At 42.1% G+C, this 18,013-nt stretch carries 14 protein-coding genes, 1 tRNA gene and 1 pseudogene; 8 read left to right on the top strand and 8 right to left on the bottom strand.

Features of this window, described 5'->3' with window-relative positions:
- The first annotated feature begins 10 nt into the window (after positions 1-10).
- Both FCL46_RS28800 and miaB read left to right on the top strand, forming a co-directional pair.
- Entirely contained in the window at positions 11-214 is a 204-nt protein-coding gene (locus FCL46_RS28800) for a DUF4911 domain-containing protein (RefSeq protein WP_136806409.1), read from the top strand.
- A 93-nt stretch (positions 215-307) separates the two neighbouring features.
- Positions 308-1,633 carry a tRNA (N6-isopentenyl adenosine(37)-C2)-methylthiotransferase MiaB gene (miaB, locus tag FCL46_RS10385; protein WP_267313739.1) on the top strand — a complete coding sequence of 442 codons (1,326 nt, stop codon included), beginning with the start codon at positions 308-310 and terminating at the stop codon, positions 1,631-1,633.
- 157 nt (positions 1,634-1,790) lie between these two features.
- On the opposite strand, the gene FCL46_RS10380 is transcribed toward miaB, so the two are convergent.
- The 5 genes and pseudogenes from FCL46_RS10380 to FCL46_RS28795 all read right to left on the bottom strand — a co-directional run bounded on the left by FCL46_RS10380 (position 1,791) and on the right by FCL46_RS28795 (position 7,070).
- A complete protein-coding gene (locus tag FCL46_RS10380; protein ID WP_136806407.1) occupies positions 1,791-3,857 on the bottom strand; it encodes a DNA topoisomerase IV subunit A in 2,067 nt (688 codons plus the stop codon).
- Positions 3,858-4,056: 199 nt separating this feature from the next.
- Complete coding sequence (locus FCL46_RS10375) at positions 4,057-5,898, bottom strand: DNA topoisomerase IV subunit B (RefSeq protein ID WP_136806406.1); 1,842 nt, start codon at positions 5,896-5,898, stop codon at positions 4,057-4,059.
- A 233-nt stretch (positions 5,899-6,131) separates the two neighbouring features.
- A complete protein-coding gene (locus FCL46_RS10370) occupies positions 6,132-6,329 on the bottom strand; it encodes a hypothetical protein (protein ID WP_153307115.1) in 198 nt (65 codons plus the stop codon).
- On the bottom strand, positions 6,330-6,659 hold the full coding sequence (gene cutA, locus FCL46_RS10365; RefSeq protein ID WP_136806404.1) for a divalent-cation tolerance protein CutA: 330 nt from the start codon (positions 6,657-6,659) through the stop codon (positions 6,330-6,332).
- Between the two features lie 6 nt (positions 6,660-6,665).
- Positions 6,666-7,070 (bottom strand): annotated as a pseudogene (locus tag FCL46_RS28795) (chemotaxis protein CheW).
- 222 nt (positions 7,071-7,292) lie between these two features.
- Here FCL46_RS28795 and FCL46_RS10350 point away from each other — a divergent pair.
- The 3 genes from FCL46_RS10350 (at position 7,293) to FCL46_RS10340 (ending at position 9,634) form a co-directional block, all read left to right on the top strand.
- On the top strand, positions 7,293-8,093 hold the full coding sequence (locus FCL46_RS10350; RefSeq protein WP_136806402.1) for a type III pantothenate kinase: 801 nt from the start codon (positions 7,293-7,295) through the stop codon (positions 8,091-8,093).
- Entirely contained in the window at positions 8,090-9,016 is a 927-nt protein-coding gene (locus tag FCL46_RS10345; protein ID WP_136806401.1) for a S66 peptidase family protein, read from the top strand. Before FCL46_RS10350 ends, FCL46_RS10345 begins: the two co-directional genes overlap by 4 nt.
- A gap of 312 nt (positions 9,017-9,328) precedes the next feature.
- A complete protein-coding gene (locus tag FCL46_RS10340; protein ID WP_267313738.1) occupies positions 9,329-9,634 on the top strand; it encodes an SH3 domain-containing protein in 306 nt (101 codons plus the stop codon).
- Between the two features lie 59 nt (positions 9,635-9,693).
- Here FCL46_RS10340 and FCL46_RS10335 read toward each other — a convergent pair whose 3' ends face one another.
- Positions 9,694-12,645, bottom strand: coding sequence for a DEAD/DEAH box helicase (locus tag FCL46_RS10335; protein ID WP_136806399.1), 2,952 nt, complete (start codon positions 12,643-12,645; stop codon positions 9,694-9,696).
- Positions 12,646-12,816: 171 nt separating this feature from the next.
- Here FCL46_RS10335 and FCL46_RS10330 point away from each other — a divergent pair, with 171 nt between their 5' ends.
- From FCL46_RS10330 to FCL46_RS10320, 3 genes are all read left to right on the top strand, one after another.
- Positions 12,817-14,517 (top strand): prephenate dehydratase domain-containing protein, encoded by a 1,701-nt coding sequence (locus FCL46_RS10330; protein ID WP_136806398.1) that lies wholly within the window; start codon positions 12,817-12,819, stop codon positions 14,515-14,517.
- 79 nt (positions 14,518-14,596) lie between these two features.
- Positions 14,597-15,247 (top strand): zinc ribbon domain-containing protein, encoded by a 651-nt coding sequence (locus tag FCL46_RS10325; protein WP_136806397.1) that lies wholly within the window; start codon positions 14,597-14,599, stop codon positions 15,245-15,247.
- A gap of 95 nt (positions 15,248-15,342) precedes the next feature.
- A tRNA-His gene (locus tag FCL46_RS10320) sits at positions 15,343-15,419 on the top strand.
- A 69-nt stretch (positions 15,420-15,488) separates the two neighbouring features.
- Here FCL46_RS10320 and FCL46_RS10315 read toward each other — a convergent pair.
- Entirely contained in the window at positions 15,489-16,688 is a 1,200-nt protein-coding gene (locus FCL46_RS10315; RefSeq protein WP_136806396.1) for a response regulator, read from the bottom strand.
- Positions 16,689-16,814: 126 nt separating this feature from the next.
- On the bottom strand, positions 16,815-17,957 hold the full coding sequence (locus tag FCL46_RS10310; RefSeq protein ID WP_136806395.1) for an HD domain-containing phosphohydrolase: 1,143 nt from the start codon (positions 17,955-17,957) through the stop codon (positions 16,815-16,817).
- Positions 17,958-18,013: the final 56 nt, after the last annotated feature.

Below are 18,013 nucleotides of genomic sequence, written 5' to 3'. Positions count from 1 at the left end.
TTAAGACATTATGACTACCTGTTCACAGGAATTATATCTTCGTATCGCTCCCGACAGATTTCATTATTTGAAATTTATTCTGGAGGGATACGATAATATGGCAATTCTTTCCAGCTACGATATGAAAAAAGGCCTCGTCCTTGTTAGATACATTGCCGATTCCCGGAAAGATCTTTTTGGATTGCTCTCTTCAATTGCACCCAAATTGGTATGAAGCCCCCTTCTGCCCTTTTATCTCCATTTAATCTCTAAAATTGCGAAGTTAATGATCCAGAGAACATTTTTTGTAAAAACATTCGGATGTCAAATGAACGAACGTGACTCCGAGATTATGTCTCAAGCCCTTGCGATGAGCGGTTATGTTGAAAGCATGGACATCGAAGACGCTGATCTTGTCATTCTTAACACCTGTTCGATTCGGGCAAAAGCTGAGCAGAAAGTAATGAGTCTGCTCGGTATGCTTAGAAAGGTAAAAAAATCCCGAAAGGGCATGCAAATCTGTGTTGCCGGCTGCGTTGCTCAACAGGAAGGAGAACGACTTGTTGAGAAAATGCCACATATAGATCTCGTCGTTGGCACACAGAATATATACAATATTGGCGATTTGCTTGAGAAGGCCAGGGTCTCTCCCGGCTATATTGCTATAGGCATGGAAGATGAGTACGCTATTCCTCGTTTCATGCCAAATGAGTCGGAAGATTCAAGTAAAGCAAGCGCTGAACGTGATGTTCCCACTACCTTTCGCAAGTTTGTTACGATTATGCAGGGCTGTAACAACTACTGTGCATATTGTGTTGTCCCTTACACACGTGGACGTGAAGTATCACGCAAGGTCAGTGATATAATCGACGAAGTTAAAGCTGTGGTTGCCAGTGGCGTAAAAGAAATAACTCTTCTTGGTCAAAATGTTAACTCGTACGGCAGGACAAATATAGTAACAGATAATGGACTTCCATATACTTTTTCAGATCTACTTCATGCTGTTTCGAAGATTCCTGGTGTTGCGAGACTTCGTTTTACTACGTCTAACCCAAAGGATTTGTCTGATGAGTTAATGAAGTGCTTTAAGGATATTCCGAATCTTTGTCCTCAGTTTCATCTTCCTGTTCAGGCTGGATCTGATGCAGTTTTGAAAAAAATGAACCGAAAATATTCTGTTGAACAATATTTGGAACTTGTAGATACGCTTCGATCGTATTGTCCGGATATTGCTTTAAGCACAGACATAATAGTTGGGTTCCCTGGTGAAACTGACGAAGATTTTCAGGGCACGATGGAAATGCTGGAAAGAGTTCGTTATCACGGATCTTTTTCTTTTAAGTACTCTGACAGGCCCGGAACACGCTCAAGTGACTTCGAAGATAAAGTTCCTGAAGATGTAAAAACCACAAGATTGATACAATTCCAGGCACGTCAGGATGAAATCAGTCTTGAGCAAAATCGCAAGTACGTCGGTCAGATTAAAGAAATTATGATCGAAGCGATTACCGACGAAGGCGTAAAAGGTAGGACATCTTCGAACCACATTGTTCATGTGAATGAAGAGTCTACCGCTATACCCGGTGACTTTATACGTGTTGAAATATATCATGCAGGACAACATTCCTTAAAAGGAAAACTGATCCAGGAATGATATAAAACAGCACTGACAGTACCTTAAGGATTCACAAAAAAAAAAGCGATGTCGTAATTATTTACGACATCGCTTTTTTAATTTTTGCTGACGCAATTAAGCCATTCAGTCAGCACCTGCTAACATTACCGAGGCTATACTCTATACTTCAACCGCCCTACTCTTCTTCGTTACTGTTCTCAATCTTATTTTTTTGAAATTCATCAGGCAAAGAGGTCTCGGATGTATCAGTCGGAGTGGTGTCGGGTATGATTCCAGGTAGCACGTGGTTTTTCTTTTTTTCGGCCTGCATCTTTTCCGTAGTTTCATAGACACGGCGAACAAGTCGGTTGGATACCCGTTTCCCTTTAGCAGCTGCACCCTTGATGAGGTACTCCTCAAAATCAATATCTACAACATTTGTTCGGGCACGGGCGGACGGCATGAGATTTACTCTGGCATACTTATCCTTACCGAGTATGAATAGTAATATCTTGGATCGTTTATGTGCTGGAAAAAGAGTGTATTCTTTTTCCATAATAAAGGAAGGCATTTTGAAGCGTTTGACATAAACCAGATTTTCTTTTCCATCCCTGTAAACCAGATTGAAAATCAAATTCTTACTTACCTTTCCAATCCATTCAATATCATGCCCGACAAAAAGTTTTTCCGTAACCGGAATAATTTTATAAATACCGCTGGCATAGAGAAGAAAAAGACGATCATATTCAGAGCAGTTGATTGGTTCAGGCTCGCCTTCCTCATGCTCGGTCTTTATCTGATGACCAAGAAATCCAGTCTCCCTGTCATAGCATACTGTGAGATTACTGAATGCAGCCTTCCTGACACTCACTTCAGTAAATTCATGTAATTCAGTCTTTCTAGGGAAGGAAGGCCCGTATTTGGTAAGCAAATCATCTAGGTAACTGACTGTATACCCGATCATATCTTTAAGTGATTTTTCAATCACCTTGATATCTTTATTAATCGCTCTAATCTCTTTTTGCTGCTTTTCGATATCAAATCTTGAAATACGTTTAATTTTAATTTCCAGTAAACGTTCAATATCTTCAAGAGCGACAGGCCTGATTAACTCTTCGGAATATGGCAGAAGAGAAACATCGACAGTTTCTATGATATCTTTGTATGTGGTCTTTTCTTCGATATTTTTATATAGTCGCTCTTCAATAAAAATCTGTTCAAGCATACGCGCATGAAGCTTGTCTTTAAGGCGTCCAAGATCAATTTCAAGCTCGCGCGTAAGATCGACTACCAACTTTTCAGTGTTGTATCTCAAGACATCGGAAACGGAAACTGTCTCAGGATGATTGCCATTTATCAATGTGAGGTTGGGAGATATAGGAACTTCACAGTCCGTAAAAGCATACAATGCTTTAATCGTATCTGAGGCGTGGATTCCTCGAGCAAGTTTTACCTCGATCTCGACATGTTCTGCGGTGTAATCGCTTATTGATATGATTTTAATTTTGCCTGCCTTGGCAGCTTTTTCCACAGACTCTATCAGCGATTGGGTGGTCGTCGTATATGGAATCTCTTTAATCGTTATAGTTTTGTCATTTTTCTCTTCTATCCGTGCCCGACAACGAATCTTACCATTACCATCTTCATAGTTTGATACGTCTACAAAACCATACTGGGGGAAATCAGGGTAGATCGTGAATTCTTCTCCGCGCAAAATTGATTTTTGGGCCTCAAGGAGTTCACAAAAATTGTGTGGCATGATTTTGGTGGCCATGCCCACGGCAATTCCCTCAGCTCCCTGGAGAAGTAACAAGGGGATTTTTGCTGGAAGGGTAACGGGTTCCTTCATTCGCCCATCATAGGAATCAACAAATTCTGTTAAATCCTTGTTAAACAGTACCTCTTTTGCAAGCGGAGACAGTCTACATTCGATATATCTGGCCGCAGAGGCCTGGTCTCCTGTGAATATATTGCCAAAATTCCCTTGCCTATCTATGAGATAGCCTTTATTGGCGAGATTGACCAGAGCAGCAAAGATGGACTGGTCACCATGCGGGTGAAGCTTCATGGTCTCACCTACAAGATTTGCCACCTTGTGGTAACGGCCATCTTCCATATTGAAAAGCGTCTGAAGGATACGGCGCTGGACGGGCTTCAAACCGTCTTCGATAGCCGGAATAGCACGCTCCCTGATTACATAGGAAGTGTATTCGAGAAAATTTTCGTCAAAAAGCTTATGTAGTTTTCCAGGTGATGGTTCCATGCAGTGGCTCGACATACCTTATTTCATGAGAGACTAGGAGGCTGTCCGAGAATAGCCCACTTCTCAAACTCTTCAACATTCAAAAAAATACTGCTCGCAAGATCATACATATGCTGTTTGTATTTTTATAAAAATTCTCGATTTTGACAAGAACTATGATTCTCGGACAATCTCCCCGATAGATGGTTAAGGTATTACCTTAGATTTGCTCAATAGCTACAAGATTTTCCATGATATATTTTTTTCGCTCAGGTGTGTTTTTACCCATGTAAAAGGACAGTACTTTTGCGACCTCACTCAATGAATCTAGTGTGACACTTCTGAGCCGAATATCATCAGCAATGAATTGTTTGAACTCTTTTGGCGATATTTCACCAAGCCCTTTGAACCGGGTTGTTTCAACATTGACCTTTCGCTTTCCCCTGCCCTCAAGCTTTTTTGTCGCAGATATTTTTTCTTTTTCAGAATAACAATAAACAGTTTCCTGTTTATTCCGAACTCGAAAGATCGGGGTTTCAAGAATGTAAATATGCCCAAGCTTAACTAAAGGTTCAAAATAGTGAAGAAAAAATGTTAGAAGCAAGTTGCGGATATGTAAACCATCGACATCCGCATCAGTGGCTAAAATGACTTTGTCGAACCTGAGAGTTGAGATTGAATCCTCAATATCCAGTGCCCGCATAAGGGAATACATTTCCTCATTTTTATAGAGAAGAGCCAGCTTTTGCCCAAGAACATTCATTGGTTTTCCCTTAAGAGAGAAAACCGCTTGGGTCAAAGGATCGCGTGATGAAACGATAGAGCCTGCTGCAGATTGTCCCTCAGTAATAAAGATCATATTTTCCCGACCTTCAGGCGATGGTTTACCTTTGGCTGGGTGATATTTACAATCTTTCAGGTTCGGAATCTTAAAAGCCACCTTCCGTGCTTTGGCACGAGCCTCTTTCCTTACAGACTGGAGTTCTTTTCGGACTTTTTCGTTTCTCTGGATTTTCTCGATCAGCATTTCTGCTGTTTCTGAGTTTTTGTATAGTGCACTCGAAACGGCATCACGCACTTTATTGACAATCCAGGATCGAACTTCTGTATTACCGAGTTTGTTTTTAGTTTGAGACTCAAAAACGGGCTCTTTTACTTTTATTGCAAGAGTACCGACGATACCGTCTCTAACGTCGGTATTTATAAATTTTTTCCCCGAGAATTCATTTATGCCCTTCAGGATGCCTTCACGAAAAGCAGATAGGTGTGTACCACCTTCACTTGTATAGGTTCCGTTAACAAAAGTGTAATAGTTTTCACCATAGGAATCTATGTGAGAAAAAGCGAATTCACAGGTAGAATCTTTATAATAAATAGGGTGGTAGATATTTTCCCCGTCGAGTTCCTTGTCGAGCAGATCGAGCAGGCCGTTAGAGGAAAAATACAATTGTTTGTTCAGATACAGCTTTAAGCCCGCATTAAGGTATGCGTAACGCCACATGCGGCTTTCAATGAATTTCGGATCGTATTGAAAATCAGGAAACATGTTACGGTCCGGCAGGAACTCGATATATGTTCCATTCTTCTCTGTGGTGTCGCCTTCTTCCTGCTTCTGAAGCTCGCCATTTGCGAATTCAGCAGAAGCAAACTTGCCATCACGATATGCCGTGACACGGAAAAACGTGGAAAGAGCGTTAACCGCCTTTGTGCCTACACCGTTTAGTCCTACCGAAAATTGAAACACATCAGTATTGTATTTCGCACCTGTGTTAATAACTGAAACACAGTCGACAATTTTGCCTAGTGGTATGCCACGGCCGTAATCACGGACCTTGGCAATTCCGTTATCTTCGATGGTGACATCAACACGTTTCCCTGCTCCCATGATGAATTCATCTACGGAATTATCAACCACCTCTTTCAATAGAATGTAAATACCGTCGTGCTGGTTCGAGCCATCTCCCAATCTGCCGATATACATACCGGGGCGTTTTCGGATATGCTCCAACGAACTGAGTGTTTTGATCTTACTTTCGTCGTAATTGTGTGTGGATGCGTTCATATTCAGCATAAGGCAAAGAGGTTCAACTTAGAAATTATTCAGCACATACTATTGTATTTGGTATCAATTGGCAACAGACATGCATGGGCTCAATCTATCTTTAAAGACAAAAAGAACCAAAGGTTCCTCTCAAACGGTTATAAACACAGCTTGAGAGCTGATATGCTTGGAATAATAGATAAAAATATTTTTTTTAGAAAGATGGAAATCTATCAAACATGTGGAGGATCACATCATTCTGATGCGTTCGCAATCCGGGCAAATCCAGGTAGGACCATTGCTGATACCCCATTTATTTTCTTCAAAACACTCTTTACAAATCTGGAATCCACAAGGACAGCTCCAGCAAAACTCCTGTTTTTCATTACAGCAATGACATCGATACTCACCAAGACGTCTTTTGCGGTATCCTTTTTTAGTACTTCCTTCACTCATCGCTCCATTTCTCCTTTCATCCAATTGAGGTAATCAGAGCTTATGCGGACAAGTGGTTCAGCAATAATCTCAGGCAGATCGTACGGGTGTTCCTCAAGTATTGTGCTTTCGACTTCTGGATACAAGGAATCCAGAGTCTTTAGTGTCAGCAAGAACTCCACCGACTCCTGGATTTCATTTTTCCACCAATACATACTTTTAACGGGGCCGTGCACCTGAGCACATGCGATGATCCGTTTATTTAATAAAGCGCGGGCGACATCTTCCGCGTGCTCCTGTCGTTCAAAAGTCGTACTCACCAGAAGTGGTTCATCAGTCATGGGCATTATGTATTATTCCTCCTCTACTAATAACATTTCTTCATCATAAAGAAGATTTTTCAAATTAAGGACTATTTTTACACCGGTTTCGAGTTTCCCTACTCCACGAATAAAACGATTCGTATCTGATGAATCCTGATAGCTTATCTGTTTAACCCTGTTCTCAGGAATTTCAGTAACTTCATTTACCTTGTCTACTACGGGGCCTATTGCAGTTGTATCTACCCTTACAACGATAATACATGTTCGGTCATCGTACGTTCATCCTTCAAGATTGAATAGTAACCGGACATCCATTGCTGGTATTACATGCCCTATAAGGTTTTTTACCCCCTTTACATATGGTGGCGTTTCCGGTACATCGGTATTTTTCACTATGCCGATGATTTCTGTAACATAAAAACATCTCAAACGCATAATCTTCACTGGCGAGATGAAAAAAACAAATATCTGCTCTTCTGGGTATCTGTATTCACATTCAGTTCTTTTGAAACTGTGCTCATCATAAGGCCCTTGATAAAGTAGTCTGACTCAATGTTACTGTAAGCTGCTTTTATTTTTTCGTATGTTCGAATATTCTAGCAGGGATATTTAAAAAAAGACAATTCAAATTAAGACATTCAACCAAGGAATAAATTGATGCTATTTGTTATTGATGTCGGTAATTCACACACTGTTACGGGTCTATATTCCGGTGATGATCTCATCGGTAAATGGAGACTTAAATCTGACAGAAAAATGACAGCAGACGAGCTTGCCATTCAATATCATACTCTCTTTGCGATGGAGAAAATCAATACTGAAGAAATTCACGGAGTGGTACTCGCAAGTGTCGTGCCGACGCTTGAAGCAGCCTGGCATGCGTGTTTTCAAAACCATCTTTTTGGCCATCTCACCGTGCCGATACTGGTAGTCTCAAATGTCAATGTATCAGACATGATAGATATACAGCTGCCCAACCCGGCAGAAATTGGTGCCGACAGACTGGTTAATGCTATCGCAGCATACAAAGAATATCCCTGTAACCTGGTTGTTGTCGATTTCGGCACGGCCATTACCTTCGATTGCGTGACGGCCCAATGCGAATATCTTGGTGGTGCAATTTTACCTGGAGTAGCGGTATCACTTGAAGCACTTTCAAGCAAGACAGCAAAACTTCCTCACATTGATGTCTCAAAAGGGCCGAAAAATATAATTGGGAAATCGACTATTGAAGCAATGAAGAGCGGAATACTTTACGGTTATGGCGCAATGCTCGACGGCATGATAGCCGGGATAAAGAAAGAAATGCATATTGCTGAAGGTACCGAGTTGCACGTTATCGCTACAGGTGGAATGGCATCATTGATCTCTCCCTACGCCTCTGTAATTGACACTATTGACCCGCTACTTACTCTTAAAGGTCTTAAAATTATTTATAACGAAAAAGTATCTTCATGAAACCCTCCAGCATCATCCCGACACCGTTAAAAAAGGGGTCGGTTATAGGAATTGTCGCCCCGGCCGGACAAATCACAGATAAAGCTCGATTTGAACAAGGACTTAACATCCTTCACGACATGGGATTTGAACCACGTTTTCCGCGTCAAATGTGGCCCGGCCAAGGATATCTTGCTGACACTGATGATAATCGGGCAGAGGAAATTCATAAAATGCTCGTCGATCCAGAGATTGACGCAGTAATGGCAATGAGAGGAGGCTATGGCTGTATACGGCTCCTTGACAAAATGAACTTCGATCTTTTCAGACAACACCCTAAAATGTTTATCGGCTTCTCTGATATAAGTGTGCTACTGAATCAGATAGCAAGTAGGACAGGCATGGTAAGTTTTCATGGGCCTGTTGTGACATCGCTTTGCGACTGCTCAAACATCGCTTTGGAGAGATTCTACGAGTGCCTTAAAGGTAATTGGAGAAAAGGTGTCTCATATTCAAAAATTGAAATTTTGAAAGGTGATACGAGTGCCACAGGAACACTTCTAGGTGGCAACCTCAGTACGTTGATGACAACCCTGGGAACACCAGCGGATGTCGATTGGGATGGAGCCATTCTTCTACTGGAGGATATTGGGGAACCTATCTATAAGATTGACAGAATGCTGACGCAACTTCACCTGACAGGAAAATTAAAAAAGGTAAATGGTATCGTCCTTGGAGATTTCCGAATGGGAGCCGAGCAGGATAGCCTTGAGAAAATACGCTACACAGAGTATATATGGCGAAGGGTTCTTGATTTGACCAGTGATTTACAAATTCCTGTATGGGGTAGTTTCCCTAGTGGTCACTTCGCAGATAATCTCACTCTACCCCTTGGTGCGAAATCAATAATGGATTATCAAAAATCACAGCTTCAATTTCAATAATTACAAGTTGTTAAGAATTGCTACTCATTGAATTAGAAATCATTTGTTTCATATGACGTTTGACTTCAAATTCCAATAATGCTATAGAAGAGTCTGGTTTTCGATACAGCAATCAGCTGAAAAAAACATTCCTAATACAAGCGAAATCTCATGTCAGTTTATACCTTTTTACACTCTAGGGCGCGGAAGCTTATTGCTGCAAGTGCTGTTTGTTTATTCATCTCGGCACCCGTGTACGCAGCAGAATATGTCACAGTTTCCAGCGACAATGTGAATGTGCGGAAAGCTCCCAGCACTGATAGTTCTGTATACATGGAACTATTCAAAGGATATCCGCTCAAGGTTCTTGCTAAAAAAGGCGAGTGGGCACAAATCTCAGACTTTGAAGGCGACACAGGTTGGATTCACACCTCTTTGATTGGCAAAAATGATACGGTTATTGTAAATGCCAAAAAAAGTGTCAATATGCGTTCTGGCCCAAGCACAAAAAGTCCTGTTGTTGCAGATGTTGAGCGCGGAGTAATAATGACCAAGGTTGACCAAAAAGGTAAATGGATACAGCTCAAGCATAGCAGCGGAACAGTGGGTTGGATTTACCAGCCTTTGCTCTGGCCTTAATCTGCACGCTCTCTTTCTTCGATCATCCGCATTACATTCAGGCAGTTTTACAGGTCAACTTACACCTGTAAAACTGCCTGAATAGGTTTGTCCAGATACAAAGGTAAACGTACTATCATCCCTGATTTGTTCTTGAACAGGCAATGCCGGTTTTCCAGAATAAACCTCATCAAGTCTCTGGTTAGTTCTACATCTTTTTTACAATATTGCTGGATCAAATCGATTCGCCCCTCTTTGTACCAGGCCAGTGCCTGAAGCCCATCTGCAGATTTTTTTACCCCCAGCGTGTGTTCAACCATCCTGTCAAGACTCAGTCGATATCCAAGCTGATTAGTCACCTGTTCTAAGAGGTCAAGTGTCGGCAATTGATTGAGATCAATGCTGCTATAGCCTGAAAGTACACGATTATCGAATCGTTTATTATTAAAACCTATCACAAGGTCGAGTTGTTGCAGATGTTTGATAAGGTCATCAACCTCGTGTTCCAGATAGGTAATACATCCGTCAAGTTGTGAATCATAAATAACCCCAAGTGAGACTCCCATTCGCTCAGCATGATGCCAACCACCAACCTCATCGGCGGAACGAATGGTTTCAAGATCAAAGACACCATATCTCTCAGGGAGGACCGACAACCCTAGATATTCTGTTTTTACTTTCACCGTAGGTAGAGCAACACTACTGATATGTAAAGTTACGTTTTCCTGGCCGGGAAGATCTACATCATTAAATGCATTATCTACTGCCGCTCCGGGCTGAAGCAGCAATTCAAGAAGACGCAGGCAGGCTACTTTATCAATCGGCCGATTGCCGGAACCGCATTTGGGAGAATGAACACATGAAGGGCAGCCGGTTTCGCAACTGCATGATCGTATTATTTGATCTGTTTGTTTAAGTAATTCATCAATTTTCTCAAAAGCTTCTTCTGAAAGACCAACACCGCCAGCATGACCATCATAAATGAAAACTGTAGCTTCTTCTGTCTGCTCATGCAGAGGACAGGAGATACCACCAATATCATTTCTGTCACAGAGCACCAATAAAGGAAAAACAGCAATCATTGCATGTTCAAGTGCATGGATTGCACCCATGAAATGATATTTATCCTGTTCGAGTGACTGTTTAATATAATCAGGAATATCCAGCCAGATTCCTTCAGTTTCAATTGTCTGCTCAGGTAGATCAAGCGGTATCGTCGCTATCAATTTCTGAGTAGAGTTATTGCGTTTCTGAAATCCTGTTACCTGTTCAGTGACTTTAAGATTTCCAAAAGAAACTCTGGCCTGAAAACTCATTGTTCGTTTAACAGTATCAAGAATAGTTGTGTTTTTGTTAGACATTGGACGTGTGAAAAATGATGGCTTCTTCTCAGAAACAACAACCTCCCGTCCTTCAAAATCAAGATTTAACACGATCCAGGTCCTTGCCCTGTGAATGTATATTGCTCCCGGATGACACTCTTTCATCGCCCGGTTACTGTCGATCTCTCCGATTATCTCACCGCTGTCACCATTAATAATAGACAACTGGTTACCACCACCCCTAAGACTGACATGACGCTGAGGATATTTCCTGCTGGCAAACCATTTTGTCCCATCAGCCGCCTGAAGGAGTACCGATTCTCTGGTTAGATTCTGAACTATTTCCTGGACCACATCGTTTTCGAGTAACACTTCTCCGGCGAGTAATGGTGATTCAGCAGCACAACAATGCAGGTGTTGAGACATTATTGAAGTATTGTATTCGTTGAGGGTAGCAGACTCTACCTGTCGTCCGAAGAAATCTTCGGGGTTTCGCATAAAATACTGATCAAGAGCATCTTCCTGGGCGATCAGAACAATAGCAGACACTCTTTCACTTCTGCCTACCCGCCCTCCCCGTTGCCAGGTAGCCATTATCGATCCCGGATATCCAACCAAAATACACAAATCAAGATTGCCAATATCTATCCCTAATTCCAGTGCCGATGTTGAGATTACCCCGTACAACTCGCCACTTGAAAGTTTCTGTTCAATTTCTCTTCGCTCTTCGGGTAAAAATCCTGCCCGGTAAGAGCTGAGCTTATCCCCTAATTCGCCAAGACGTGGACTGGTCCATATGTTAATTAACTCGGTCATTTTACGGGATTGGGTATAAACGATTGTGCGCAGTTTTCTTTTAATTGCAGCTTCAAGCAACTGGCTGGCAGTATAGGCCGCACTATCCCATGGGTTTAAGAGTAAGACATGTTTTTCGGCAGATGGTGCTCCGTTTTTAGAAATTATCGTGATTTTTCTTGAGGTGAGCTTTTCACCAAGTTCAGTTGGATTTCCTATAGTTGCCGACAACATAATAAATTGCGGTGTGCTTCCATAAATTGAAGCAATTCGCTGAAGTCGCCTGAGCAACCACGCCATATGCCCACCAAGCACTCCGCGATACGTGTGAACCTCATCCACCACGATATACCGAAGCTTTTTGAAAAAATGGATCCAGTTTCCGTGATACGGCAGTAATGATAAATGTAGCATTTCCGGGTTAGTAAAAAGAACAGAGACGTTCTCCTCACGTATTCTTCGTCGCCGATATGAAGATGTATCGCCATCGAAAATAGCTGCATATGTTTTCTTTTTATCTGGCAGCAGATGAGTGTATGTCTCGAAAACCCTGAGTTGATCCTGGGCAAGAGCCTTCAGGGGGAAAAGATATAATGCTGAACCTGGATTGTCAGAAAGAAGCATATCCACAACAGGAAGATTATATATCATACTTTTTCCTGATGCCGTTGGAGTGGCGGCAATTATGTCCTCACCATTGAAAATATGCTGTAGGGCTTCTTCCTGATGTGTATATAGAGCAGGTATACCTTGTGATTTTAAATGCTTGATCAGCAAATCGTTGAGCTGCGGAAGTTTCTTAGCCAGTATCTTTGATTGTGAAGCCAACGTTTTATGACATACAACCTGTGGCCCGAATTTTCTTGATTGTCGAAGAGCCTCAAGATATTCAACTACACTGGTGTTTGAATTCATCAAAATATGATTGTTATCCAAGAAAAAACCACTTTCGCTTGCGTTAAGCAGGTAGAGTGGATATTGTCAGCAGTTGCTGTTTAAAATGCCAGTCCACCGAATAACTGTACCGATTCTGATACAGCTTATACACAGCCGGCGCTAATTATATTCCCCTACGCATAAGATACAATGGTTCGTATTGCAACACTTGGCCCTCAGGGTTCTGATGGATATCACGCGGCTCTCCAGTACGCCCCGAATGCTGAAGTAATTCTTTTTAATAGAATTGTTGATGCTATTACTGCATTATCATCTAATGAAACAGATTTTGCTCTCATCCCTGTCTATAACACGCGCGAAGGAGAGGTAAAAGAGTATTTCAGACTCGACTCCCAGCTCGAAGACCTGCTATGGGTAGATAATGTTGTATTACCGATACATCTGTCTCTTGCCCGTATTGCTGGATCTGACAGTGCAAATACCCCAATAGAAGTATTAGTTGGTCGTGGCACAGTATTCAGACAATGTGAAGAGTATATTGAAAATCATTTTCCACATGCAACGTTGATGGCCGTTCAGGATATTGGTGCTGCTTTTAACGATATTGCAACGAATAACAGAACGAATTATGCCATCATTGAATCTGAAGAACTCGTTAAAGCGTTTGGATTTGATCTGATTGAACGAGAAGTCGTTTCCCACAACCGCACACGATTTGCGGTCATTGGAAATACACTTGCCCCTCTCACTTCTTACGATGCAACAACACTGATCACAAAACCATTGCGGGACCGGGTAGGAATACTTGCAGACATACTCGGGGAATTTACCCGCCGCGGCATCAACATTATTGATTTGCAATCTGAGAATGACCTCAAAACCCAAAAACTCCGTATTTATCTGGAATTTGAAGGCCACATTTCAGACCCTTCAATAAAAGATGCGGTTCATCGCCTTGAGCGAAGCATCATTCAGGAAGAGGATTCCATTAAGATACTCGGGTCATATCCCCGAGTGGATATGCGGGTTAAAAAGATTAAATCTTTTGGTTTTATAGGCTCGGGAGACATGTCGGTCTGGTTTGCTGATCGTTTGCAAAATGAAGGGTACGAAACCCTGATCACTGGCCGTTCCACCGAATTACGACCAGAAGAGATGATAGATAAGGTGGATGTGGTCGCGATTTGTGTCCCCATATCCGTTACAGCTGATACAATAGCCCAATATGGCAGTATGCTCCGAGCCGGGCAAGCACTCATAATTCTTGCAGGCGAATCGGAAAACACCTTGCAGACAGCGCTTGACGTCACTGATCCTTCTGTTGAAATCATGTTTGTTCACAACCTGTGGGGCCCGCAGGCTGTAACTATGAAAGATAAAAATGCCATTATCGTGAGAACAGCAAGAAGCGGATGTTTTTGTAGTGAGTTTGAAGCGTTCATGTACAAGCATGGAGCTGATATTTATCATGATAGCCCGAGGAAACACGACCTGCTGATGGGTGTTGGTCAGAAACTTCCCACAACTATTTCAGTAGCCCTCGCCAAGACTCTCGCAGAACATGAAATAGAATGCGATGATATTGGAAGCCACTCTACGCTCACCTCAATTTATGGCATTCTCTCTATGGCGAGAGTGCACAACCAGAATCCTCGCACCTATGCCGAGATTATGGCAACTAAAGGTGACGGAAGAAAAATTGTTAAAAGCTTTGCCGAAAATCTGCTCAAAATAATTGAAATGGCAGAGGATGAACGCATCCACGAGATCGCCGAACTCATGGAAGAAAATAAAAAGTTCATGTCTCCACAATTTCTGCAAAGCAGAATGAAACAGGCAAAAGCTATTGATGAGGTCTTGAGCGATGGTGGATTCAAACTAGATCTCTAAAAAGATTACTTCGAAATCAGCCTACCCTGGGAAACATAGCCCCGTGTAGGGTATTATATTTTTATAGGAGCATTACCTTATGTTATCAAGAGATTACAGTTTTTTAGACGAGGAACACACCTGTCCGCACTGCAAAACGAAACTCTCATGCTGCGAAGCACCACAGTTTCACGTAGGTGATGGCCTGGGCTGGGGATCAGATGTGCTTTTCATCTGCCTCAATGATGATTGTCCACTATTTGTCAGAGGTTGGGAGCAGATTGAAGTTCAGTATGGTCATCGGTCATCATACAGGTATATGCAACTCCCAGGCAGCACTGAAAGCAATGTGATGATGGTTGGGAATGAGATGGCGTTTAAGGGAAGCATAATTGATCCTGAGGTTCTAAGGAATCAGAACGCAAGATTTCTTAAGGAGAAAGAGGCAATCACGGCTCTGGATACCTGTGTTGAAGAAAAAAACCTTGAGCCGGTTTTATACTTGCTCTGTGATGAAGCTGCTGATCGGGATGTACGTAAACGTGCAATGAGTATGCTGCTGCCAATTGGCGATCTGGCCTGTATAGACCCGATTCGAAACCATACATTCAGGGACTCTTCCTTTGAGCAGGAAACGAATATAATTATTTCTCAACTTTTACAAAAAAGTTTTAAGAAAGAATGTCCTTATTGTTGCGAGATTATTAAGGCTCAAGCTACGAAATGTATGCACTGTAAAGCAGAAGTGTAGTAAAATTATGTTGCAAAAGAAATTTTGAGTGGGTATAAAGAGCGCGTCTTTCGCAACACATAAAGCGAAACACATTGCAGATCACACTCCAGATGGTGGGCGTAGCTCAGTTGGTTAGAGCACTTGGTTGTGGCCCAAGAGGCCGTGGGTTCGAGTCCCATCGCCCACCCCATCTGATTTAAAAGGTGAATATCCTCAAGAGGATATTCACCTTTTCTTTTTTGTATGTACGTAAAGCCTGCTATTCGAAATATTCAGAGCATAGTGCCATCCACTCTTCTGTCTTATCCTGATTCCCAGTATGCACAAATACCGAGCTATCGACAGCGATTGTCTCACCGTGACATTCTTCAGGCCTGTTGAGATAATAGATAGCATTGGCAATATGAACAGCATGGGCTGGTGAGAATCCTTCGGCAGGATACTCTCCGATTCTATGGTGAAAACCTATTGCTTCCATTACAGGACTAGTGAATCCCCATAGGCCTATCAGGTAGGCACCAACGGCGCTATGTGTTCCCTTGAAAACCCTGAATTCTGCATCTCTGAGTGGTATGTTTTCGGACTGAGCTATTCTTTTTACTTCCCTATATTGATCGGGAAGCGTTGAGACAATAACAAGCTTTCCGATGTCGTGAAGAATTCCTGCTAGAAATGCATTGTTGATGATATCCTGATCTTCAGTTTCGTTTAATGCTATAGTTTTAGCCATAGCTCCAACGGTCATGCAATGATGCCAGAGTTGTTCACCTGAAAACAGATCTTCCGGGATAGTTGTCAGTGTAAATACTTCTACCCCTAACACCAGAGCCTTTACTGTATCCAGGCCAAGCAATTTCACTGCTCTGGACGGTGATTCTATTTTTGTGTATAGCCCAAAGAATGCCGAATTCACAATGTGAAGTACCTTGGCACTCATTGCAATATCCTGCTCAATAATTCCTGCCACATTATCTATAGATACTTCAGGGTCACGCATTGCTTTCTGAAGCTTCGAATACACGGTCGGAATACTTGGAAGCGACCCTATTTGTGATACAAGGGTCTTTAACTCTTCATTATCAAGCAGATCCTGTAAGGCAAGGGCCTTAGTCAGTACGCCTCGCAATCTATCCGGATCACATGGTTTTCCAAGAAACTGATGCACAACACCTACCGTGCGTAAAATAGCCTCATCATCTGCCTGCCCAGTAAGCATTATACGAATGGTTCGGGGGTATCTTTCCTGAATCTGAGTGAGCAACTGCGCTCCATCCATGCCAGGCATGCGCATATCTGAGACTACAACATCAAATGAAGACTCTTCAAACAACGCAATTGCTTCATTACCACTCTCAGCAAATGACATTTCACACTGCTTTCGCATCGATCGCAACATTCGCCGCAATCCTGCCAAGATATTGGGTTCATCGTCAACAAATAGAATTCGTTTTTTTGTCATATCAATATTGCATTGTTTGGGTTTAATAAGATTACAACGTAATTCAGATGAAGCACGACCCTTCTATATACTATTTTCAAGAAGCAAACATTTCCCACCAAACATTATCTATCTGCCATATAGTAATCAGGCTGAAAGCCTTACCCTGATTGGCTCCTGTACACCCACCTGCTTAGCAAAGTTTTTCAAACCCTGTAATACCGGCCAGGTAACCTCCTGCCCCTTAGGCGTGATGAGTGCTCCATTTTTAGCAATGATGTTTTGCTCAGCAACCATACCTATGGCGATGTCTTTCACGTCCACGCTGACAATTTTCCTTTGTTCACTTACCAGCTTAATTCCGGCCATGTGTTCAAGAATATCAGGGTTATAGATTTTCCTACCTTTCAACGACTTTACAGCTTCCTTATGAGTCGCTCCTCCGTAAATTAACATGTCGTAGTCTATAGATATTTTCAACACCTGGGCACCAATAGCCATCTCTTCGGTGATATCTTCGTCAGTTTCGCACTTTTGATTCAGTTCATCCATTGTCATAAGTTGCAAAGCAATTATGCCACTGACTGTCTTAAGTCGCGGGATATGGCGCAATAAGTCTGCCCCAATCTTGGGGTGACTTCTGTACATCTCCTTTTCTTCATCATCCAGAGGCTGCCCTACATACAGCTTGTTCAAAATTTCAGCTGGCAACGTTATACAGCCAATTTGTGACATAAGGGCGGCAATTTCTAACTGCCAAGGTTCCCGAAATTCTAATATTTTAGCGAGTTCACTCACCAACCCTTTTATGCGATATCCACTACTGAAAGCTACGGGATTTGCAAGGCTCAATAATTCTGAAAGAACTTTAATACTGCCTTTTAGCGTTTTATCCAGGACCTCTCTTTCAGCGTTAATTAGTCTATACTGCCTTTGCGCCAAAGCAATGGAAGTGACAAGTGTAGAAGTAGGACAGGGCTTATTGAGAAATCTGAAAATCTGACCTTTATTCACTGCTTCTATCGCTGTCTCCTGATCCGCATTTCCTGTTAGCATCATCCGGACAGTATCCGGGTATAAAGTCTTTACCTCGGATAGAAGCTGTATTCCATCCATTGCAGGCATTCTCATATCAGAAACTATCACTGCAAATGGTCCATTCTCCTTCATTATTTCCAGAGCTTCCCGTCCACCTAAGGCTGTAAACACCTCAAATCTTTTGCGAAGCTGACGTTTCATTGATTGCAATATGTGGTCCTCATCGTCCACAAAAATCACTTTTTCTGTCATTATGAATCTCAAGACTATGTTTTTTATGTATTGATACCTCTAACAATCATCTTCTG

Origin of the sequence: Desulfosediminicola flagellatus, from assembly GCF_005116655.2 — a bacterium.
GTDB lineage: Bacteria > Desulfobacterota > Desulfobulbia > Desulfobulbales > Desulfocapsaceae > Desulfopila > Desulfopila flagellata.
Note: the sequence above shows the minus strand (reverse complement) of the source record. Positions and strands in the feature narration are given on the sequence as shown.